Annotated in this window: 19 protein-coding genes; 12 read left to right on the top strand and 7 right to left on the bottom strand. The window is 42.3% G+C overall.

The window, feature by feature from the left end:
- Positions 1 to 24: 24 nt before the first annotated feature.
- Genes ACP14Y_RS08040 through ACP14Y_RS08005 form a run of 8 tightly spaced genes read left to right on the top strand, consistent with a single transcriptional unit; the run spans position 25 to position 6,900 of the window.
- Complete coding sequence (locus ACP14Y_RS08040; protein WP_424962443.1) at positions 25 to 744, top strand: type III pantothenate kinase; 720 nt, start codon at positions 25 to 27, stop codon at positions 742 to 744.
- The gene (locus tag ACP14Y_RS08035) at positions 744 to 1,988 is read left to right on the top strand and encodes a hypothetical protein (RefSeq protein WP_424962442.1); all 1,245 of its coding nucleotides are present in this window, start codon (positions 744 to 746) and stop codon (positions 1,986 to 1,988) included. Before ACP14Y_RS08040 ends, ACP14Y_RS08035 begins: the two co-directional genes overlap by 1 nt.
- Positions 1,989 to 2,001: 13 nt before the next feature.
- The gene (locus tag ACP14Y_RS08030; protein ID WP_424962441.1) at positions 2,002 to 3,321 is read left to right on the top strand and encodes a tetratricopeptide repeat protein; all 1,320 of its coding nucleotides are present in this window, start codon (positions 2,002 to 2,004) and stop codon (positions 3,319 to 3,321) included.
- Positions 3,299 to 3,943 carry an LPS export ABC transporter periplasmic protein LptC gene (gene lptC / locus ACP14Y_RS08025; protein WP_424962440.1) on the top strand — a complete coding sequence of 215 codons (645 nt, stop codon included), beginning with the start codon at positions 3,299 to 3,301 and terminating at the stop codon, positions 3,941 to 3,943. Before ACP14Y_RS08030 ends, lptC begins: the two co-directional genes overlap by 23 nt.
- A complete protein-coding gene (locus tag ACP14Y_RS08020) occupies positions 3,940 to 4,167 on the top strand; it encodes a hypothetical protein (protein WP_349564101.1) in 228 nt (75 codons plus the stop codon). Before lptC ends, ACP14Y_RS08020 begins: the two co-directional genes overlap by 4 nt.
- The gene (locus tag ACP14Y_RS08015) at positions 4,160 to 5,443 is read left to right on the top strand and encodes a hemolysin family protein (RefSeq protein ID WP_424962439.1); all 1,284 of its coding nucleotides are present in this window, start codon (positions 4,160 to 4,162) and stop codon (positions 5,441 to 5,443) included. The genes ACP14Y_RS08020 and ACP14Y_RS08015 overlap by 8 nt, the downstream gene beginning before the upstream one ends.
- Positions 5,444 to 6,448, top strand: a complete 1,005-nt coding sequence (locus ACP14Y_RS08010; protein ID WP_424962438.1) for a 1-acyl-sn-glycerol-3-phosphate acyltransferase — start codon at positions 5,444 to 5,446, stop codon at positions 6,446 to 6,448.
- Positions 6,445 to 6,900 carry a GNAT family N-acetyltransferase gene (locus ACP14Y_RS08005; protein ID WP_424962437.1) on the top strand — a complete coding sequence of 152 codons (456 nt, stop codon included), beginning with the start codon at positions 6,445 to 6,447 and terminating at the stop codon, positions 6,898 to 6,900. Before ACP14Y_RS08010 ends, ACP14Y_RS08005 begins: the two co-directional genes overlap by 4 nt.
- Here the strand turns inward: ACP14Y_RS08005 and ACP14Y_RS08000 are convergent.
- From ACP14Y_RS08000 to ACP14Y_RS07980, 5 genes are all read right to left on the bottom strand, one after another.
- Entirely contained in the window at positions 6,897 to 7,748 is an 852-nt protein-coding gene (locus ACP14Y_RS08000) for a toxin-antitoxin system YwqK family antitoxin (protein WP_424962436.1), read from the bottom strand. The two genes, ACP14Y_RS08005 and ACP14Y_RS08000, sit on opposite strands and share 4 nt — an antisense overlap.
- Positions 7,749 to 7,766: 18 nt before the next feature.
- The gene (locus ACP14Y_RS07995) at positions 7,767 to 10,331 is read right to left on the bottom strand and encodes a M14 family metallopeptidase (RefSeq protein ID WP_424962435.1); all 2,565 of its coding nucleotides are present in this window, start codon (positions 10,329 to 10,331) and stop codon (positions 7,767 to 7,769) included.
- Between the two features lie 101 nt (positions 10,332 to 10,432).
- The gene (locus ACP14Y_RS07990) at positions 10,433 to 11,101 is read right to left on the bottom strand and encodes a hypothetical protein (RefSeq protein WP_424962434.1); all 669 of its coding nucleotides are present in this window, start codon (positions 11,099 to 11,101) and stop codon (positions 10,433 to 10,435) included.
- A 67-nt stretch (positions 11,102 to 11,168) separates the two neighbouring features.
- The gene (htpG, locus tag ACP14Y_RS07985) at positions 11,169 to 13,058 is read right to left on the bottom strand and encodes a molecular chaperone HtpG (protein ID WP_424962433.1); all 1,890 of its coding nucleotides are present in this window, start codon (positions 13,056 to 13,058) and stop codon (positions 11,169 to 11,171) included.
- A 127-nt stretch (positions 13,059 to 13,185) separates the two neighbouring features.
- Positions 13,186 to 13,566 (bottom strand): hypothetical protein, encoded by a 381-nt coding sequence (locus ACP14Y_RS07980; RefSeq protein WP_424962432.1) that lies wholly within the window; start codon positions 13,564 to 13,566, stop codon positions 13,186 to 13,188.
- Positions 13,567 to 13,674: 108 nt separating this feature from the next.
- Between ACP14Y_RS07980 and ACP14Y_RS07975 the strand changes: the two genes are divergently transcribed.
- Entirely contained in the window at positions 13,675 to 14,346 is a 672-nt protein-coding gene (locus tag ACP14Y_RS07975) for an RNA polymerase sigma factor (protein WP_424962431.1), read from the top strand.
- Here ACP14Y_RS07975 and ACP14Y_RS07970 read toward each other — a convergent pair whose 3' ends face one another.
- Positions 14,347 to 14,856, bottom strand: a complete 510-nt coding sequence (locus ACP14Y_RS07970) for a DUF4293 domain-containing protein (protein ID WP_424962430.1) — start codon at positions 14,854 to 14,856, stop codon at positions 14,347 to 14,349.
- Positions 14,857 to 15,033: 177 nt separating this feature from the next.
- On the opposite strand from ACP14Y_RS07970, the gene truA reads away from it, so the two are divergent.
- Genes truA through ACP14Y_RS07955 form a run of 3 tightly spaced genes read left to right on the top strand, consistent with a single transcriptional unit; the run spans position 15,034 to position 18,109 of the window.
- Positions 15,034 to 15,777, top strand: a complete 744-nt coding sequence (truA, locus tag ACP14Y_RS07965) for a tRNA pseudouridine(38-40) synthase TruA (protein WP_424962429.1) — start codon at positions 15,034 to 15,036, stop codon at positions 15,775 to 15,777.
- A gap of 1 nt (position 15,778) precedes the next feature.
- A complete protein-coding gene (locus ACP14Y_RS07960) occupies positions 15,779 to 17,548 on the top strand; it encodes an ABC transporter ATP-binding protein (RefSeq protein ID WP_424962428.1) in 1,770 nt (589 codons plus the stop codon).
- Positions 17,549 to 17,569: 21 nt separating this feature from the next.
- Positions 17,570 to 18,109, top strand: coding sequence for a hypothetical protein (locus ACP14Y_RS07955; RefSeq protein WP_424962427.1), 540 nt, complete (start codon positions 17,570 to 17,572; stop codon positions 18,107 to 18,109).
- Here the strand turns inward: ACP14Y_RS07955 and ACP14Y_RS07950 are convergent, their stop codons facing one another.
- Positions 18,110 to 19,894 (bottom strand): ABC transporter ATP-binding protein, encoded by a 1,785-nt coding sequence (locus ACP14Y_RS07950; RefSeq protein WP_424962426.1) that lies wholly within the window; start codon positions 19,892 to 19,894, stop codon positions 18,110 to 18,112.
- Positions 19,895 to 19,909: the final 15 nt, after the last annotated feature.

Here is a 19,909-nt window from a genome sequence, read left to right as displayed (position 1 = left end):
TCCTTTGCAAGTAATTATACGTCTATGGATGAAAAGATAGAAGTTATATTGATAGATGTGGGTAATAGCTCTGTGAAAACCACTGAGGTTGTAAATGGAGCATTTTTAAATACCCGGGTTTGGTCGGAAGATGTGACTTCTGTTCTTGCGCACTATCAGGCTATTCCCTTAATGATTTCTTCGGTGAAGAAGTTACCCGAAGAACTCACCCTAAAAGAAAATATTACTGTATTGTCTCACCTAATCAAGCTCCCGATCAAGCTAGACTATGATACGCCTGAAACATTAGGCGCTGACCGGATAGCTGCGGCAGTAGGAGCAATGGAAATGTTTCCTGAAGAAAACAACCTGATCATTGACCTGGGGACGTGTATGACCATCGATTTAGTAGAAAAGGGAGGAACATTCAAAGGAGGGGTTATTGCTCCCGGATTAAAGATGCGCATGAAATCCATGGCTCAATTCACAGATAGACTCCCGGATATAACCGCAGAATGGGAACGTATTATGTCCGCCGAGCTTGGCAAGTCTACGAAAGAATGTCTTTTTAGTGGTTCTTATTGGGGGATTATTCATGAAATAAATGGCGTTTTACAGACATTGAGCCATGATTTCACAAGTCTTAACACGATATTGACAGGAGGAGACGCGCATTTCTTTGAATCCAAACTAAAAGCTCACATCTTTGCTGGCTCAAAAATTGTGCAGAGGGGTCTATACCGAATTTGGAAGTATCAGCAATAATGAAAAGGATTTTAGCAGGGGTTGCCTGTTGTTTTGTTTTAGGACTATTTGTGCAGGCACAGTCTATTTACTCTTTTGAGGGGCTTGGAAGTCTCAACCATCAGGGTATGCCCAACAATGTGGCGATGGGAGAGGTAGGAATCGGAACACCCACTATCTGGCACATTAATACTCAAAACCCAGCCAATTTAGTTTACAACACCTTCAGTACTTTCCAGGTTGGGCTGGAAGTGGATCGAAGAAATTTTTCTGGAGAAGGAATTTCTGGAACGGATACAGATGGTGGATTAAGGTTTTTGGGTTATGCATTTCCAATTATGCCGGGCAAGTGGTCTTCATCCTTTGGAATACTCCCTTATAGTTCGGTGAGCTACAATACCTTTTCTGAAGGAGAAGTAGCCGGGACAAATGGCGAAGTAGCCCAGATTTCTGACAATCGTGGAGAAGGGGGACTTACAAACTTCTTCTGGGCCAATGGATTTAAAATAAAAAACAAATTCCTGGTAGGGTTGAGGGCTACCTATACGTTCGGATCAATTGAAAAATCATCTACCATTTCAATTGGCGGAAATGATGTGCCCGTGAGTAATGTTACGTATGAGGAATTGGAATCTTACTCAGACCTTAACTTTTTGTTTGGTGTTGGGTACAGGCATAAACTTGCAGAGGAAACGTTTATAAATTTTGGCGCCACATTTTCACCAAAAACCCCATTTAATGGCACTTCAGAGTTGTCTCTTATCAGACTTTCGAATTCGGGATCTGAGTTAGAAACAGTTAATGTAGGCACACAAGACATTCAATTTAAATTGCCAGGGACATTTGGTTTTGGAGCTTCTTACCAGAAATTAAATAAATATACGATTGGTTTTGACGTAGAAACACAGGGCTGGGGAAGTGCAGGTTTGGAGAGTCAGACATATAACAATAGCTTAAAAATTGCCCTTGGATTGGAATGGACGCCAGATTATGATAACGTAACTTCATACTGGAAGCGAGCGAAGTATTCTGCAGGACTTAACTATCACAAACTACCTTATATCGTAAATAATCAGGCACTTACTGATTTTGGTATTAATTTTGGTGCCTCTTTACCAGTTAGTGGCTTTTCAAGTTTGGATTTAGCCTTTAAATGGGGGCAGCTTGGGGAATCATCTAATGGTTTGATTAAGGAAACCTATTATAAAGTTGTTATAGGAGCAACCATCAACGATAGATGGTTCATAAAAAGAAAGTATGACTAGCAAAAAGTGAGTTATGAAGACGATTACTAAAATACTCGGAGCGGCTTTACTCCTTACATTCGCCATCAGCACAAACGCGCAAAATGGTTGGAATTGGGGAGAGCAAGTAGATGTAGCAAAAGAGAAAAATGTACTCTACACAGATGCGCTAAAAGCCAAAAACTATCAGGCGGCAGTTGCACCACTAAACTGGCTATTGACCAACACGCCCGACCTTAATCCTTCCATTTACATTAATGGAATCAAGGTTTATGAGGGACTTGCAGAGAAGGCCACAGATCCTGCTAAGGAAGAAGAGTATATCCAGAAAGCGCTGGAGCTTCATGACAAGCGGATGGAAGTTTACCCAGAGGATGAAGCGGATATTATTGATAGAAAGGCAACTTTCGCATACAAGTTCTACGGAAAGAACAAGGCAAAATATCCTTACTTATACGACCTATATACCCAGGCATTTGAGGCGAATGGCGCTGACATGAACAGTGGAAACCTGGTTGCCTACATGCTTGTAGTGTATAAGCATCGTGTTGCCGGGGGTCCATTAAGTGACGAAGATGTAATTAATCATTACTCGTCTATCTCAGAGGCGTTGAATGAGCAAAAAAGCCGCGTCACAGGGGAGAAAAAGAAACGATATGATAAGATGTTGGACCAGGTAGATAAAATCCTGACTGCAACAAAAGTTGAAATTAGCTGTGACTTTGTTGAGGAAAAACTAGGACCTAAGCTAGAGCAGGGTAATGATCTTAACATGGCGAAAAAGATTTTCGGACTGATGTTGAAGGGAAAATGTCTAGATAGCCCTCTTGCTTTGAAAGCGGCCGGAATTGTTCAGGAGAATGAGCCAACGTATGGTGTGGCCAAGTTTATGGCACAGAAAAACGCACAGGATGGGAACGACGCTCAGGCGATTGAATCCTTTCAGGAAGCTGCAGGACTTACCGATGATAATTCGGAAAAAGCTGAAATGTATGTGAGTATTGCTCGGATTCAAATGAAGAACGGGCAAAAATCCACTGCAAGAAACAGTGCAAGAAGAGCACTTTCGTTTGACCCTTCATATTCTGATGCATACAAGGTGATTGGAGATCTTTACATGAGTAGCTTCAATGATTGCAAGCAAGAACAAAGTCAGGTAAAAGATAGAGCGGTTTTCATTGCAGCATACAATGAATATAGAAAAGCAGGAAATAGCGCGGCTATGTCTGCTGCTAAGGCTCAGTTTCCTTCGATCGAGGATATTTTCAACGAAGGAATGGAAGAAGGCCAATCTATTACGGTTGGATGTTGGATCAATGTGACAGTAGCGCTTGAAAGAAGACCAGCTAACTAATATCAAATCAATCAAAAACATATTTGCGGCCTGGGAGTCTATTCCGGGTCGCTTTTTGGTTTTAGGCCTTTGGGTCATCTCATTGGCGTGTGAGCAGCGTAAGGAGTTGATTGATGCCCCTCAATACGATGGCCCTCTTTCGTCCATGGATAGCGCCATCACGCTTCTAAGTGATTCAGGCATTGTGGTTATGAAAATGAAGGCCGACTTGCAGAATAATTTTGAAAACGGCGATCGTGAGTGGCCTAATGGACTGTATATTGAGTGGTTTAATAGCAGGGGCCAGGTAACCAGCTACTTTTCTGCCAACTATGTGTATTTTACTCATGCAGAAAACCTGTATCGTGCAGAGGGAAATGTAATCGTTCGAAGCAATGTGAAACAGGACCAACTAAATACTGAAGAGCTTTTTTGGGATCAGAGTGAAGAAAAGTTCTACACAGATAAATTTGTGACAATCAAATCTGAAGATGAAGTACATACAGGCGAGGGTATGAAGTCAAATCAGGACTTTACAGAGTACCGAATCTTAAAACCAAGCGGAACGTTTACTTTGGAAGATGATCCAAACAGGCCTAATGAAAGAAACCTGCCATTACGACCAATCGATACCGAACAATGAAATTATTTGATATAATACTCTTCGTTTTGGTCTTTGTCACCTTCATCATTGGAATAGATCAGGCCATAGTGGTAGGGCTTGCTGAGTCCTACTGGATTTTTATGTTTAGTCTGGCCCTCTTATTTTTATATGGTTATCGCAAGGGCCAAAGACAAGCCCGTGAAAAAGAGGAGATAAAAAAGGCCTCTAAAAAGCAAAAGAAAAAGAAGCGAAAGCATGGATGATCCATTTCCCTATTTGATCATACTCCTCTGTTTGTTGTTTTCAGCGTTTTTTTCCGGAATGGAAATCGCGTTTGTATCAGCGGATAAGCTCCATATTGAGGTATTGAAGAAAAAGGGTTCCTTTGGAGGCAAAATCCTGTCCCTTTTTACTGGAAATCAATCTCAATTTCTTGCCACCATGTTGGTGGGGAATAACATTGCATTGGTACTTTATGGTATTTATATGGCCGCCTTACTCGAACCGGCCGTGATTTCATTTCTTCCTGCAGCTATCGCATCAGACGTTACCGTTTTGATTGTTCAGTCGCTCATTTCTACCGCCCTGGTACTTCTAACTGCCGAGTTCCTTCCTAAGAGCCTGTTTCTAATCAATCCTGATTTCTCACTCCGGCTCTTTGCTCTACCAATGGGTGTTGTATATGTGCTGATGTATCCCATTGTGTTTTTAGTAGTGAAAATTTCGTCATTCTTCATCTGGACTTTTGGCTATAAGCTGTCAGATGAAAAACCGGTTTTTGGGTTGACTGACTTGAACAATTACATTAAAAACAACATCCTGAACATCAAGGATGAGGAAGAGGCTGAGATCGATGCGAAGATTTTTAACAATGCGATCGAATTTAAGACCATCAAGGTGAGGGAATGCATGATCCCTCGAACCGAGATTGTAGCAGTAGATGTAAATGACCCTATTGATGAGTTGAAAGAGCATTTTGTAGAGAGCGGCCATTCAAAAATTTTAATTTACAAGGAGTCTATCGATGATGTGATTGGCTATTGCCATGCATTGGAGCTTTTTAAGAAACCGGAGGACATTAAATCGATCCTGGCAGAGGTTCCAATTGTACCGGAAACCATGTTGGCCAATGAACTACTGATTCAGTTCATCACTGACAGGAAAAGCCTGGCGTTGGTGGTTGATGAATATGGAGGAACGTCCGGCTTGGTGAGTATCGAAGATGTGATTGAAGAGATTTTTGGTGAAATACGGGATGAACATGACGATGAATATCTGACAGAGCAGCAGCTGGATGAATTTAACTTTATTTTCAGTGCACGTCACGAAATTGATTACCTAAACGATCGGTACGAATTATCACTTCCTGAGGGTGAATACGATACGCTTGGGGGGTTAATTTTTGCCTACCATGAGGACATTCCAGAGGTAAATGAAGTTATTGAAATACCTCCTTTTGTCATCACCATTTTTACCATGGAGGAAAACCGAATCGATAAAGTGAAGTTGACATTGATTAACGCTGAAGAGCTGGTATAGATGACGGCTTTTTATGCGTTCGTTCGGATTTTCATTAAGCTAATGCTTCGGTTGTATTTTCGAAAAATCAGGATTGAAGGCATAGAAAACATTCCAGAAGGTAAGCCTCTTCTTGTCACTCCCAATCATCAAAATGCGTTAATAGATGCACTCCTGGTGGGTGCTTTTACTCCAGTGCCGTTACATTACCTCACCCGCTCAGATGTTTTCAAGCCATGGTTGAAACCACTATTGCATCGAGTGAATATGATGCCGATCTACCGCATCCGTGATGGTTATTCCAAGTTGTCGTTGAATGATCAAGTGTTTGCTGAATGCAAAGAGGTTTTTAAAAATAAAGGCTCCATTTTAATTTTTGCTGAAGGTAATCACGGCAAGGAATATTTCCTGAGGCCCCTCACCAAAGGAGCAGCCAGGCTGGCCTTACAATCTCAGGCTGAGATTGAGGATGATCTGATGTTATTGCCAATAGGATTGAACTTCTTTTCGCACCAAAAACCTCAATCCACAGTGCTTATAAAATATGGTGAACCCGTTTCGATTAAAAAGTACCTGAGTGTATATCAGGAAAATCAAGCTAAGGGACTCATTAACATGAGAGATGCCATCAGCGAAGGGATGAAACAAACACTCATTATTCCTGATCAAAAAGGAGATTATGAAAAACGGAAAAAAGCAATTTTTCAGGAAAGGCACGAAGACCTCTCTTTTCATGAGCTAAAAAAGATCGATTTAGCTGGTGTTGGTTTAACGGACCACAGAGTATCTAATCACTGGCTGGCCAAGATATTAAACCCTCTCCCTTTCCTCATGATACAACGGGTAATACGCAAGGAAGAGGATGTCGTATTTCACTCCACGCTAAAATTTGGAGTTGGGCTTTTTGCTTTTCCGGTCTGGTGGGCACTTATTTTTCTGCTTCTTTCATTGAGTGTGGGAATTAATATTGCCACACTCGCGGTTTTAGTAATGGTCACGGGCCTATTCTATAGCTATCAAAGATGATCCGTATTGTCAATTACCAACCTAGCCATGCCACTGCGTTCAAGGAACTCAATGCAGCATGGATCAATGAATATTTTGAGCTGGAGGAGTCAGATCGAAAAATGCTCGATGACCCACAAGGCTATATTCTAGACAAGGGAGGTGCGATTCTTATTGCTTTAATGAATGAAAAACCGATTGGCACATGTGCACTAATAAAGATGGAAGAGGAGGTTTATGAGTTGGCTAAAATGGCTGTTTCTCCAGAAGCTCAAGGGCAAAAAATAGGTTGGAAGATAGGGGTAGCAACCATCGAGAAAGCAAAAGAGTTAGGGGCCAACCGTATTTATTTAGAGACTAATAGTGTTCTGAAGCCGGCTATTAACTTGTATAAAAAACTTGGATTCAAAGACACAGAAGGTTATTGCTCACCTTATGCGCGATGCAATGTGCAAATGGAATTGATTCTTTAATTCTGTCCTCTCAAGAATTTTTTTCGATCATAGATCAGCACGCCTTTGTTGTCCCATTCCCTGGCGATATAGGGGTTGAATTTAAAATCAAAGGGATCATCGGGGTAGACAACCTCGCGCTTTACTCTACCTCGGTCGTAATATTCGCGCCACAGACCTACCCTGTGGCCATGCTTATAGTTGCCTCTCACAGCCACTGAACCATCTTCATGGAATGCCCAGTATTCACCATCCTTTTCTCCGAAATGAACGGGTATTACCTCTTTGAGCTTGGTCTTTTTGAAATCGTAATAGGCAAGTTTTGATTCCTGTGGCCAGCCTTTCCACCAGTAGGATTTATCCTGTAAAATATCATGTCGATTGAAACGTACCCATCGGCGATGTTTCATGCCCTTGTAGTACCACCCCTCTTCCAGTACCTGATCTCCCAGCATTTTTTTATAGGGTCCATGTAGCACGCCAGCATTCCGTTTGTCCACTCGCAAAGAGTTCATGATTTTCTTCTTTTTGTAATCGTACCAGTAGAAGTCTGCTGCGTATTCCGGTGGGGCTTCATATTCTTTCAAAACATGGAATATTTCGAATACGACATCATTCCCAAAGCCTGTTCGAGTGAACCCTTTTTTTGTTTTGATGCCGAAATAGACGTTGCGTTTTTTCTTTTTCTTCTTCTTTTTGACCGGACCCACTTCGTTATCCTCTTTTTCCTCTTCTTCTAAATCCAGGGTGAGAGGGGTGTCATAATCAACCTTGAACAGGTCCTCCAAAGACTCCTCATCTTGAGAAAAAACAGAAAGCCCCATCAAAATGAGGCTTAGTGTCAATATCGATTTTATCTGAATTCTCATCCAGTCATTCTTTCGTTTTTATTCTCCAGCACCACGGCTGATCGCTTCTCCAAAAAACAACGCATTCATGAAGATTTTATTGGTACCATACCAGAACGCTCGGAAATTTGGATTGTCTGCTAAAGTAATCACTTTCCCGCGACCTACGTTCGAGACGGTCACTGCAGGAGAATTCTTGAATCGCTCCAGGTTCTCTTCTGAAACATATCCTGAAAGCAACGGATTCTCAGTATAAACAAATGGATTTGCATATACATTCTTTGATTTTTCCATTACCAGGTTGTGATTCCTGAAAAGTGGAATACGATCACTTTCCATTCCATACGCCAGTGGATGGGTTAGGTCTACTTTAGCCTCAAAGATAGAACCTCCGGTGACCTGAGCACCTCGCTCCGCATCCAGGTTTTCATACGCTTTAAATGGCTGCTCTTTTTCTTCATCCTCATCTTCACCTTTTGCATACTTTACACCGGTGATTTCTGAATCGCTCAGCCACTTTCCACCATTTTTCCAGGCGATTACCACGCCACCCTGAGAGATCCATTCTTTCAGGTTTTTCTTTTGGGAATCGCTCAGTGACCCCCACATATTAGGGATGATAATGCGATTGTATCTGGATAGATCACGACTCAATCGATCGACAGGCAACTTAGTCACCTTCATTTTATATCGTTGATCCAGCAAGTGCCAAACCTCGCCAGCCTCATAACTGCTAACCCCACCTTCGACTAAAACAGCAATTTTTGGTTCTTTTATCGTAGTGTTGCTTCGGCTGCCCAGATCTACACCAGACCTGGCTAGTCCGGTATTCAGGGCGTAGACATCCACACCATCTTCTCTCACAATTTGATTAATGGTCTGCTCGATTAATGGGCGTTTGGTTTCCTGAACACCTACAGGGATTATCATTGTACCTCGGGGGTAGGTTCTGCTTGCATCGCTATGCGTTTCGTTCAGCATTTGCACCACCACTTTTTTGCTAAGCAATCGATTGATCGCCTTAAAAGCCAGGTATCCATGCGGTAGAACTGCATACGCATAGGCTCCTTTTTCACCAACGAACTCACCTTGAGGCATGTCCATATACTCAAGAGGTTCACTCATTGTTAATGATCCAATTTCTCTGCTGCCCAATTCAGCATATGGCAGGTTAAATGCTAGTGGCATGGTCCAGGTGGAGACATCATAAAAAAGGCTGTCAGTAAAAGAGGTGCGTGTTTCGAAAATGGCTTTTGCTAATCGGTATTGCTCCTGATTCATGGGTACCACATACGCTTGATCTTTTTTGAATGAACTTCCATTCTTGCTGATATCTCTGCTCAATGGGTAAACATCAATTTCATGTTGGATGAGCATTTTAGCCAGCTCATAATTTCTATAAGAGTCCATCGCTGAACCAAATACATAGGCTTTCACTGCATCTCTACTGGCAAGATTTGCCGCGCCCTGGTAAAATTCTCTTTGGTAATCAAGAAATTCCCTTCGATGTGCGATTCCGGAGGCAAGTGTTGAAAGTGAGGCTGTGAAATGATTTCTTACTGCCATTGGGAAGGTTAAAATGCCATAGTCGTTTTCCTGAGCATGCCCTCTGCTACTGGCCTGCTCGAAGAGTATTCCCACGCTACCATTCACGTCTGGATATGTTGATCCTTTTCCTATATAGAAGTCATCAAAGCTTTCTTCGCTGTAATACAATGAACCAATGTCATCCAGGTATTTCGCGTGGAAAGCGGCCATTTTGTGAGTCAAGTCTACGTTCTTATCAGGAGTCCATGGAAACTTCCGTGATGGAATGCCAGGCTGAAAGAAGAAGGTAGAGTTGGTGCCCATTTCATGATGGTCTGTAAGAATATTAGGTTTCCATTCATGAAAGCGAGCGATTCTCGCTCTGGATTCCGGATGTGCCAGTGGCAGCCAGTCCCTGTTCAAATCGAACCAGTAATGGTTGGTTCTTCCTCCCGGCCATGCTTCATCATATTCTCTGTCATTTGGGTCCGGGTTGATTGTATGCGAGCGGTGCATATTCACCCAGGATGAAAAGCGATGCAATCCATCAGGGTTGAATGAAGGATCCAAAATGATAATGGAGTTTTCAAGCATCTTGTCAATCTCCGGACCGATTGCAGCGGCCAGATAGTATGCGGTAATCAATGAAGCATTGGAGCCGCTGGCCTCATTCCCATGAACGGAGTACCCAAGCCACATCACAATGGGCATCTCGTCTGTATTCATAGAGCCGGAAGCGGATGGGTCTGTGAGTTTCTTATGGTTGGCCTTTATTTGATCCAAATTGGCCAGGTTGATCGGATTAGAAATAGTGATCTGAACTAAAGGTCGTCCCTCATACGTGCGTCCAATCTCTTCCAAAATCATGCGGTCTGAGGCCGATGAGACTTCACGCATGTAATACAATAGCTGATCGTGGCTTACATGCCACTCTCCTGGATGGTACCCCAGCACTTCATATGGGGTGGGAATGTCCGGATTATAAGAAAGGCCTTCGGGCAGGTAGTAGGTCATATCTACCTGGGCGAAAGACCCAATAGAGAAAATCATCAAAAGTAAGGTGAGCTGCTTCTTCATATTGTCAAATTTTTAGGATGACTAATCTAAGAAATAGCAGATGCAGATAAAAGCAGGGTTTGATGGGTGGTTAGAAGATGAAAGCCCAATTTTGAGAATATTCAATCTGAGAACTTATTTAGCGAATCTGCATACATCACAAGCATTTTTATATCATAATGCCTAATTGGGTTTAATTTATTCTCTTTAATATAACGCTTTAGAACTGACCTATCCTCTTCTAAAACATCCATTAAAATTGTCTTTTCAACCTTAAATTTTCTATCTAGAGGATCTCCCTTTGGAGCTGAAATGCGATGTGCAAGTGCATTCTTCTTCACAAAGAATATTGCTTTTTGATCTACTGAATATAAGTTGGTTGCCTTTTTCTTAGCTGCTTTTAAAGAGTCTTTGGGTGAATTGAGGTATTTCAGAGGCTGAACATTTTTGTAAAGCGAGTATTTGGATCCTTGAAATAATCTTTCAAGAAGTAATTTCTTTCTACTTCCATTGTAAAGATTCACGCTAATTGATTCAAATATCAGGGTATCAACTCTTATTGTATCATAGATATGAAACTCGTTCACATCTAATGCAGAATACGTAAAAATTCTTCCATTTTCTTTCAAAAGTAATGAGCCTTCTACAGCATTATCGCTGACGTTAATTCTACAATTAACAGCATCACCATTAGTAAAAACTACCTTTCCAGGCATAAATATTATTTCTAACTCTTGAGAAAGAATTGATTGACTCCACACTAAAGCGACTATGAAAATTGAGATTTTCATAGTCGCTAAAATAAAAAAAACCCACTCAGTTGAGTGGGCTCTTTCAATGATTCCTGTCGCGTAGCGACTAAGCCAAACTCAGCTCCACACTTCGATTCACAAAGTCAGTAAGCGATTTTCCTTCCAACATGCCTTGCGAGAGCAATGCAAGATCGTATGCCTGCTTCGCCAGCTTTTGCTTGTCTTCATCTGAGTCAGCTTCCAATATCTTCTTTGTCATGGCATGGTTCGCATTCACAGATACTGATAGTGTCATCGGCATGTCGCCAAACATCATAGGACCACCACCGGTTGCCTGCATGTCTTTCATTCGTCGGATAAACTCCGGCAAAGTGATCGTCACTGGCAGGTCATCAGTCGCCATTGGCTGAACTGCCACGCTGTTGTTCTTGTCATCGATCGCCTTTTCAAAGATTTCTTTGATGGTCTCCTGCTCCTTATCAGAAAGCACGGACTCTTTCTTCTCATCTTTGTCGATCAACTTATCGATCACATCGGCATCTACCCGCTGAAGCTGGAACTTGTCATTCTTCTGCTCCAGATGATTGATAAAGTGTGGGTCAATCGGGCCGGACAGCTCAATTACATCATAGTTACGCTTCTTGGCAGTATCGATATAGCCATGCTGTTTGTCCTTATTGGTGGTGTACAGTGCCACAACGTTTTCGTCTTTGTTGGTCTGGTTTGCTTCAATGTGCTTCTTGTATTCTTCTATAGTAAAGTGCTTGCCATCAAGATTTTTTACCAATGCTAAATCTTTCGCTTTCTCGTCAAACTTCTCTTCAGAGATCATGCCGTACTTCACGAATACACCAATGTCTTCCCACTTCTCCTCATATCCTTTTCGATCGTTTTTAAAAAGTTCTCCAAGCTTGTCTGCTACCTTTTTGGTAATGTATCCGTTGATTTTCTTCACATTAGAGTCCGACTGCAGGTAGCTTCGGGATACGTTCAGTGGAATGTCCGGTGAATCAATCACTCCGTGCAATAGTTGCAGGAATTCCGGCACGATATCCTTCACCTCATCGGTGATGAATACCTGACGAGAATACAGCTGAATTTTATTTTTCTGCATCTCGAAATCCTTCTTCAACTTAGGGAAGTAAAGCACCCCGGTCAAATTGAATGGATAATCAACATTCAGGTGAATCCAGAAAAGCGGCTCATCGCTGAATGGATATAAAGTCTTGTAGAAATCGAGGTAATCCTGATCCTTCAGATCACTTGGAGATTTCGTCCATATAGGGTCAGTATCATTGATGATATTATCAACCTTTTTGGTTTTGTATTTAGGCTTGCCATCCTTGTCTTTTCCATCCTCAATCTGTTCTTCTTTCGTACCGAATTTGATTGGGATCGGCAAGAACTTCGAGTATTTGTCAAGGATGCCCTGCAGTCTGTGTTCTTCCAGGAATTCCTCAGAATCATCGGCAATGTGAAGGATGATATCAGTTCCGCGTTTTTTACGCTTCCCTTTTTTGATCTCAAAGTCCGTCTCCCCGGTACAGGTCCAGTGAGCAGGCTCAGCACCTTCCTGGTGAGAGAGCGTGTCGATCTCCACCTTCTTCGCCACCATGAATGCCGAGTAGAACCCAAGACCAAAGTGACCAATGATCTGCTGGTTATCCGCTTTGTCTTTGTACTTCTCGATGAATTCTGTAGCACCGGAGAAAGCGATCTGGTTGATGTATTTTTTTATCTCATCAGCCGTCATCCCGATTCCATTGTCGGAAATGGTGATCGTTTTCTTTTTCTTATCGAATGACACTTCGACAGTGAGATCACCCAACTCCCCGGTGTATTCACCCAGCTGTGCCAGTTGTTTGATCTTTTGCGACGCATCTACTGCGTTAGAAACCAACTCACGCAAAAAGATCTCGTGATCGGAATACAGGAATTTTTTAATGATCGGAAAGATGTTTTCCGTGTGTATTGAGATTGTACCTTTCTCTGCCATCGTCTGATTACAATTTTTTGTTGTTACTCAGGATGGCTAAACTCAAATTCTATTCCAGAGGCAGAAAACTGACAGGTTGGCAGAAACGTGCAAGGGGGCATGCCCCTTACACGATAATTTAACTACCCTATTCTTCTGACGCCACCTTGTCGTTGGTAATTATAAAGAGCGAGAACGCACCCATCGCCATGACCAGATCTCTTACGGCAACATCCACATAAGACCATGTGGCAATTAAAGAAAACGCAATGCAAACCAGCCAGGCACCCACAATGAAGGAGCCTATTTTGGGTCTTACCAACACAATGATTCCGGCAATTATTTCGATAATGCCCACCACAATCATAAATGTGGATGGATCAAAAGGAAGTACATCCGCAAAGCCTTGTGACATGTACAATCTCCACTCTGTCAGCAGATTGGTAAACTTATCCAGTCCAGCAACGATGGGAACAATACCATAGGTGTATTTCATCATCGTTTGTACGAATTGAACATTTGAATTCATAATTAAAATTTTTGGTTAAAATCATGGGTTAGATTATACTCGATTCGAAAGGATACAAAACCGTGTAACTTTTTTCCGCGTTGGCGATCTAAACCGAAAAGAATAAAGATGATAACCTCTTACAAAAGCACCGAGGACGCTCCCGGGATGAAGGAGTCTGATATTATTAGACGCATTCTGAGTGGCGAGAAAGAACTCTATGAAATTCTGGTGAGGAGGAACAACCAGAAGTTGTTTAGATGTATTCGCGGGTATCTTTCCGACGAGGAGGAGATTAAAGACGTGATGCAAAACAGCTACCTCAAAGCTTTTGATAAGCTAAGTCAATTCAAACTTCAGGCTTCATTTTCTACCTGGCTGATCCGAATCGCTATGAATGAAGCGTTGGTACGATTAAAGCAAAAAGGAAAAATTGTAGAATTGAATGTGAAGGACATGGTAGGTTCAGAAAACGGATTGGACGATAATGTATACCGAGAACACAATCCACAGAGCCGAATGATCAGAAAAGAAGGCAGGGAGCTCCTGGAAAGAGCCATTGGAGATTTGGACGCAATTTATCGAACGACTTACATCATGAAGGAGCTCGAAGAAATGAGCATAGAGGAAATTGCCGACGTTTTGAACATTTCAGTATCCAATGTAAAAATCAGGCTCCACCGGGCGCGATTGATGTTGCGGGAAAGCCTTTACGAATTGTCTCAGGACAAGGACCTCTTTGAGTTTGGATTCAGCAAATGTGACGATATCACTGAGCGGGTGATGAAGGCCATTCAATGATCACCTAATCCTATCCGCACTTCTCACCAGCTTTTCATCTTTTCGAATGAAGCGGTTCGCCAGGAAGTTATTAAGCATGGCCACAATCGGGAGGTAGAAACCGATAAGATAACTCCCAACAAGGTTGGGGTCAAAAAGCTGATTTGCCTTGCTTGTGTACACGTATGATCCAACAAGAGTTGCGGCAGTTAACAAAGAGAATAGGGCATTTAACTTGACCTGCGTCATGCGATTTTTATAGCGGGTGATGGAAAAAAACATCACTAATGCAGCCGCAATAGCTCCAACAGATAACAGAAATGTATTCTGGGTTCCTAAAAGCTTTACTTCATCAGAAGTGTCACTTCTTAGCTCATATCTTAATTCAAATGCATTCATTATTGCATACTCATATTCATCTTGCTCGACCTCAGGATTGTCCTGAGACTTTCCCCAGATTGGAAAAAAGAGCATGAGAATCATCGCGATTGCAGCGATGGTCATGAAGATGGTCTGTACTCGTTGTAGCATTTTTTTCTATTTAGGGGCCCTGTTAGGTTAGATGTCATGCTGAACTTGTTTCAGCATCTATACAGTGTTTCGCCAATAGACTCTGAAACAAGTTCAAAGTGACAGTTACAATTATAATAATTGCAAATATGAACGGAAACACCCATCAAATGGAAGTAATACCGCAATTTTGTCGCCGTGAGGTATTTCATGGATATCAGTTATCGGGGCACGAACTATAGTGGCTGGCAGACTCAGCCGAATGGGGTGACGGTACAAGAAGAAATTGAAAAAGCAATTTCAACGGTTCTGCAAACCGAAACACCCATCACAGGGAGTGGACGTACAGATGCCGGTGTACACGCCATCCAGCAGGTTGCACACTTTGATGCAGATAATATTGAAACGGAAAAGCTGGTTTTCAAACTGAATTCATTTTTAGGTACGGACATTTCTGTGAATGGAATCCGGCCGGTGAAGGATGAAGTAAGTGCGCGTTTTGAGGCAACCTTCAGAAAATATCATTATCACCTACACCAGGCCAAAGACCCATTTAAAACTGGCCTTTCCTATTACTTCCGTCCGGAACTTAATGTCGAGTTAATCAACGAAGGATGTGAAATAATTAAAGGGTGGCAGAACTTTGAGTGCTTTAGTAAAGTTCATACCGAGGTGAATCACTTTAATTGTGACATCTTTCAGGCAAAGTGGACACAGGATGGCACCAATCATTTATTTGAGATCACGGCCAATCGCTTTCTGCGCGGCATGGTCCGTGCCATTGTTGGAACCTTGATTGACGTGGGGTTGGGAAAAACAAGTTTGGAAGAGTTGAGTTTGATTTTGCAGAGCAATGATCGGAGCATGGCAGGAAGAGCCGTTCCAGCAGAAGGGTTGTTTTTGCAAGAGGTGATTTATCCGGAAGACATTTATATCGACTGATTTGGAAAAAGAAAAAGCAAGCGGAAACATTGTTGACCTGACGGTTTTAAAAAGGCTGTTTGTCTTTGCGAAACCTTACATTGGGGTATTCTACTTTTTGGTGTTTCTCACCATTGCATTGAGTATTGCTGGGCCACTGCGCCCATTGCTGATACAGAAGGCGATAGATAATAATGTTGCTCAAGGGGATTATCCCGGATTGGTGAATATGATCCTGCTGTTAATTGGATTGCTCGTAATTCAGGCGATTATTCAATATCTGCATACGTTTTATTCGGGTTGGCTGGGGCAAAATATCATCAAAGACATTCGGATCAGGCTGTACCGACACATTCAAAGCCTCAAACTTTCTTTTTTTGATAAAACCCCAATCGGGAGGCTGGTAACCAGAAACATTTCTGATATTGAGACACTCGCAGAAGTCTTCAGTACAGGTATTGCCGGAATCATCGCTGATGTGATGCAGTTATTGGTTATCCTCGGATTCATGTTTTGGATGGACTGGTCACTGACACTTGTAAGCTTGTCGCTTCTCCCGATTTTACTTTTTGCCACCTATGTTTTCAAAGAAAAAGTGAAGGTAGCTTTCAACGAAGTACGGGCGGCCGTTTCCAACCTCAACTCGTTTGTGCAAGAGCATATCACTGGGATGAATATCGTGCAAATATTTAATAGCGAGCAGCGAGAGTTCGAAAAATTTAAAGAAATCAATAAAGAACATCGGAAAGCCAACATCAGATCGGTACTTTACTACGCAACTTATTTCCCGGTAGCTGAGGTTATTCAGGCCGCAGGGATCGGTTTGATCGTGTGGTATGGAGGAGGTCAGATGATCCAGGGGAATGTGGAGTTCGGGATGCTGATTGCTTTCATTCTTTATTTGCAGATGTTTTTCCGCCCGATCCGTATGATCGCCGATCGTTTCAATACGCTGCAAATGGGAATCGTTTCGTCCAATCGAATTTTGGATTTAATTGACAACACCGATCACATCCAGGACAATGGAACGCATGAGCCAGACCATGTGAAGGGGGACGTGAAGTTCAAGGAAGTGAAGTTTGCGTATGTGGAGGATGATTATGTGCTAAAGGATATCTCCTTCGAAGTAAATGCCGGAGAAACAATCGCGCTGGTTGGAGCAACTGGAGCCGGAAAATCATCGGTTATAAACTTATTGAGTCGATTCTATGAAATCAACGAGGGCAACATTTATGTTGATGGAACGGATGTTAGGGAATACAACCTCCAAAACCTGAGAAGTCACATTGCAGTGGTACTTCAGGATGTCTTTTTGTTTTCTGACTCCATCTACAATAACATCACGCTTCGCAATCCTGAGATTTCCAGAGAGAAAGTATTGGAGGCAGCTGAAATGGTTGGAGCACTTCCATTTATAGAAAAGCTTCCTGGAGGATTGGATTACAATGTACAGGAAAGAGGAGCCACCCTTTCCGTGGGCCAGCGTCAGCTGATCTCTTTTGTACGGGCCATGGTCTATGATCCAAAAATCATTGTTCTGGATGAGGCAACATCATCTGTGGATACAGAAACCGAGGAGTTGATTCAGTCTGCTATACAAAAGATGATGTACGGACGTACGTCGATAGTAATTGCTCATCGTTTATCCACCATCCAAAATGCCAATCAGATCCTGGTACTGGACAAAGGTGAGATTGTAGAGCGTGGCAACCATGAAGAGCTTCTTAGAAAAGATGGGTACTATGCTCACCTTCATCAGATGCAGTACAAAGAGGTTGCAAAGGCTGTATAATTCACCTGTATATTTGAGAATATGAAGCGAGCAAAGCAGATCTATCTGGCGATTATCATTGTATGTTTGATCATTATTGCCTGGAGTACCTACTACACGCTGGGAGGATTTGATCCGGTAGAAATATTTGTAATGGATGGGAAGGAACGAACGGTAATTGGGAAAGAATACATCGAGAAGTATGATTATTCTAATTACTCTCAAAGACTTGAGGAAACAAAAGCTGCTATTGATTCAGGCACTTTGAAAGGCATGCTCACCTATGTTGAATTTAAAAATGATACCATTGGGGAAGACTCAGTCCATTATTTTGTCGGTGCATCAATAGATGAGGTGAAAAATGTGGTCATGCTACCGGCAGGCTTTGATTATAAAGAATTCAAGACGGATAAGATTTTTAAAATATTCATTACTCAGCACACGCTTGTTAGACCTACTCCTGACGAAATAGATGAAATCATGGAGGTGAAAGCTATCGAAGAGGGAGTGGTGCTTCAACCGGTATCTTTTGAGCTTTACTATAAAGACAACAGCCTGAGTGTAGAATATTGGGCAAAGTAATCAAGCTACTTCCTCCCCGGCTAGCTGCTTGTCATGTAGCTCCTTATACGCTCCATTTTTGGCGAGCAGTTCATCATGTGTGCCTTGCTCCACTACCTTGCCATCGTCCAGCATAACCACTTTGTCCGCGAGCTTAGCTGATGAGACCCTATGTGAAATAATAATTGAAGTTCTGCCTTGCATGATTCGTTGCATGGCGTTGAGAATGGCATTCTCCGTTTTGGTATCTACAGCTGAAAGTGCATCATCAAGGATTAGAATTTTCGGCTCTCGCGCGATGGCTCGGGCAATGGATACCCTTTGCTTCTGGCCACCTGATAACGTAATACCCCGTTCACCCAGTCGTGTTTGGAACCCATTTTTGAATTCTTTGATGTTATCCAGCACGTCCGCATCTGCAGCTGCCCGTTCTATCTCTTCCCGGCTCATTTTTCGATTGCCAAAGGAGATGTTGTTCTCTATCGTATCTGAAAAAAGGAAAACGTCCTGGGGTACATATCCAATCTGGCTTCTTAATGAGGACAGGCTATAATCCTTCACTCCTACTTGGTCAACTTCTATTTTACCACTGTCAATATCATACAGGCGGCAGACCATATTGGCAATGGTGCTTTTCCCCGATCCGGTGGTTCCCACAATAGCGATAGATTCTCCTGGCCTCACTTCAAATGAAACATCTTTCAAGGCGTGTATGCCTGAATCCGGATAGGTGAAATTGACTTTGTCAAAAACGATATGACCATCAATTTCTCTTTCAACTTCCTTCTCAGAAATGATGTCTGTTTTGGTATTCAAGAACTCATTGATCCTGCGCTGAGAAGCAGCGGCCCGCTGAATGATAGAGGTGATCCAGCCCAATGCAGTTACCGGCCAGGTGAGCATATTCACATAGATGATAAACTCGGCAATGTTACCTGTGCTTACCTCTCCATTAAATACCTGAATGGATCCAACCCAAACAGTTAGAATAACACTTAATCCAATCAGACCCATAATGAGAGGCATGAAAAGCGCTTGCACAAAAGATAGCTTGAGCGATTTGTCCCGATAGTCTACACTCTCCGTCTCAAAATTATTGGCTACCTCTTCTTCTCGCACGAAAGCTTTGATTACCCGAATGCCCGAAAAAGCCTCTTGCACATATGTGGACAGTCCGGATAAGCTTTCCTGAATTTCAGTAGAACGTTTGTTAATGATATTGCTCACAAAATATATACTTACAGAAAGCACTGGTAGCGGAAGAAGGGAGTAGAGTGTAAGCATTGGGTTGATGGAGACCATATATGGGATCACCATCAGGAATAAGGTAAAAAGATTGATACCGTACATGATGGCCGGACCAACGTACATGCGTACCTTGCTTACATCTTCTGAGATGCGTGCCATCAGGTCACCTGTATTGTTCTTCCTGTAAAAACTTAGGGGCAGGGTTTGGTAGTGCTCATAGATCTCATTTTTCAGGTCATACTCTATGTGACGAGACATCACGATGATGGTTTGGCGCATGAAGAAAAGAAAGACTCCTCTGAGAAGTGCCGATACTAAAATGAGGACAGCAAGTATGACAATACTAGATCCGATAATCTCCACGGTATCACCTTGCAAATCAAAGCCTTCAAATGATGAGAAGATATCGTAGCTACGACCTAAAATATCGAAAGCATAACGCACTATTACTGCGGGAACAATCGCAAAGAAATTTGCAATAATGATAAATAAGGCACCAAAAATTAGGTGAAACTTATATTTAAGCAAGTATTTATTTAAGTATCCTAGGTCTTTCACAAAATTTTATAAAGG

Origin of the sequence: Ekhidna sp., from assembly GCF_965247405.1 — a bacterium.
Lineage (GTDB): Bacteria > Bacteroidota > Bacteroidia > Cytophagales > Cyclobacteriaceae > Ekhidna.
Note: the sequence above shows the minus strand (reverse complement) of the source record. Positions and strands in the feature narration are given on the sequence as shown.

Bases quoted from the DNA above. Each gene is read 5' to 3' on its own strand.
- htpG (WP_424962433.1), bottom strand. From the start codon at position 13,058: ATGGCAGAGAAAGGTACAATCTCAATACACACGGAAAACATCTTTCCG.
- ACP14Y_RS07995 (WP_424962435.1), bottom strand. From the start codon at position 10,331: ATGAAGAAGCAGCTCACCTTACTTTTGATGATTTTCTCTATTGGGTCT.
- ACP14Y_RS07980 (WP_424962432.1), bottom strand. From the start codon at position 13,566: ATGAATTCAAATGTTCAATTCGTACAAACGATGATGAAATACACCTAT.
- ACP14Y_RS08030 (WP_424962441.1), top strand. From the start codon at position 2,002: ATGAAGACGATTACTAAAATACTCGGAGCGGCTTTACTCCTTACATTC.
- ACP14Y_RS08010 (WP_424962438.1), top strand. From the start codon at position 5,444: ATGACGGCTTTTTATGCGTTCGTTCGGATTTTCATTAAGCTAATGCTT.
- ACP14Y_RS07970 (WP_424962430.1), bottom strand. From the start codon at position 14,856: ATGCTACAACGAGTACAGACCATCTTCATGACCATCGCTGCAATCGCG.
- ACP14Y_RS07990 (WP_424962434.1), bottom strand. From the start codon at position 11,101: ATGAAAATCTCAATTTTCATAGTCGCTTTAGTGTGGAGTCAATCAATT.
- ACP14Y_RS08015 (WP_424962439.1), top strand. From the start codon at position 4,160: ATGGATGATCCATTTCCCTATTTGATCATACTCCTCTGTTTGTTGTTT.
- ACP14Y_RS08000 (WP_424962436.1), bottom strand. From the start codon at position 7,748: ATGAGAATTCAGATAAAATCGATATTGACACTAAGCCTCATTTTGATG.
- ACP14Y_RS08040 (WP_424962443.1), top strand. From the start codon at position 25: ATGGATGAAAAGATAGAAGTTATATTGATAGATGTGGGTAATAGCTCT.
- ACP14Y_RS07975 (WP_424962431.1), top strand. From the start codon at position 13,675: ATGATAACCTCTTACAAAAGCACCGAGGACGCTCCCGGGATGAAGGAG.
- ACP14Y_RS08020 (WP_349564101.1), top strand. From the start codon at position 3,940: ATGAAATTATTTGATATAATACTCTTCGTTTTGGTCTTTGTCACCTTC.
- ACP14Y_RS08005 (WP_424962437.1), top strand. From the start codon at position 6,445: ATGATCCGTATTGTCAATTACCAACCTAGCCATGCCACTGCGTTCAAG.
- ACP14Y_RS08035 (WP_424962442.1), top strand. From the start codon at position 744: ATGAAAAGGATTTTAGCAGGGGTTGCCTGTTGTTTTGTTTTAGGACTA.
- ACP14Y_RS07955 (WP_424962427.1), top strand. From the start codon at position 17,570: ATGAAGCGAGCAAAGCAGATCTATCTGGCGATTATCATTGTATGTTTG.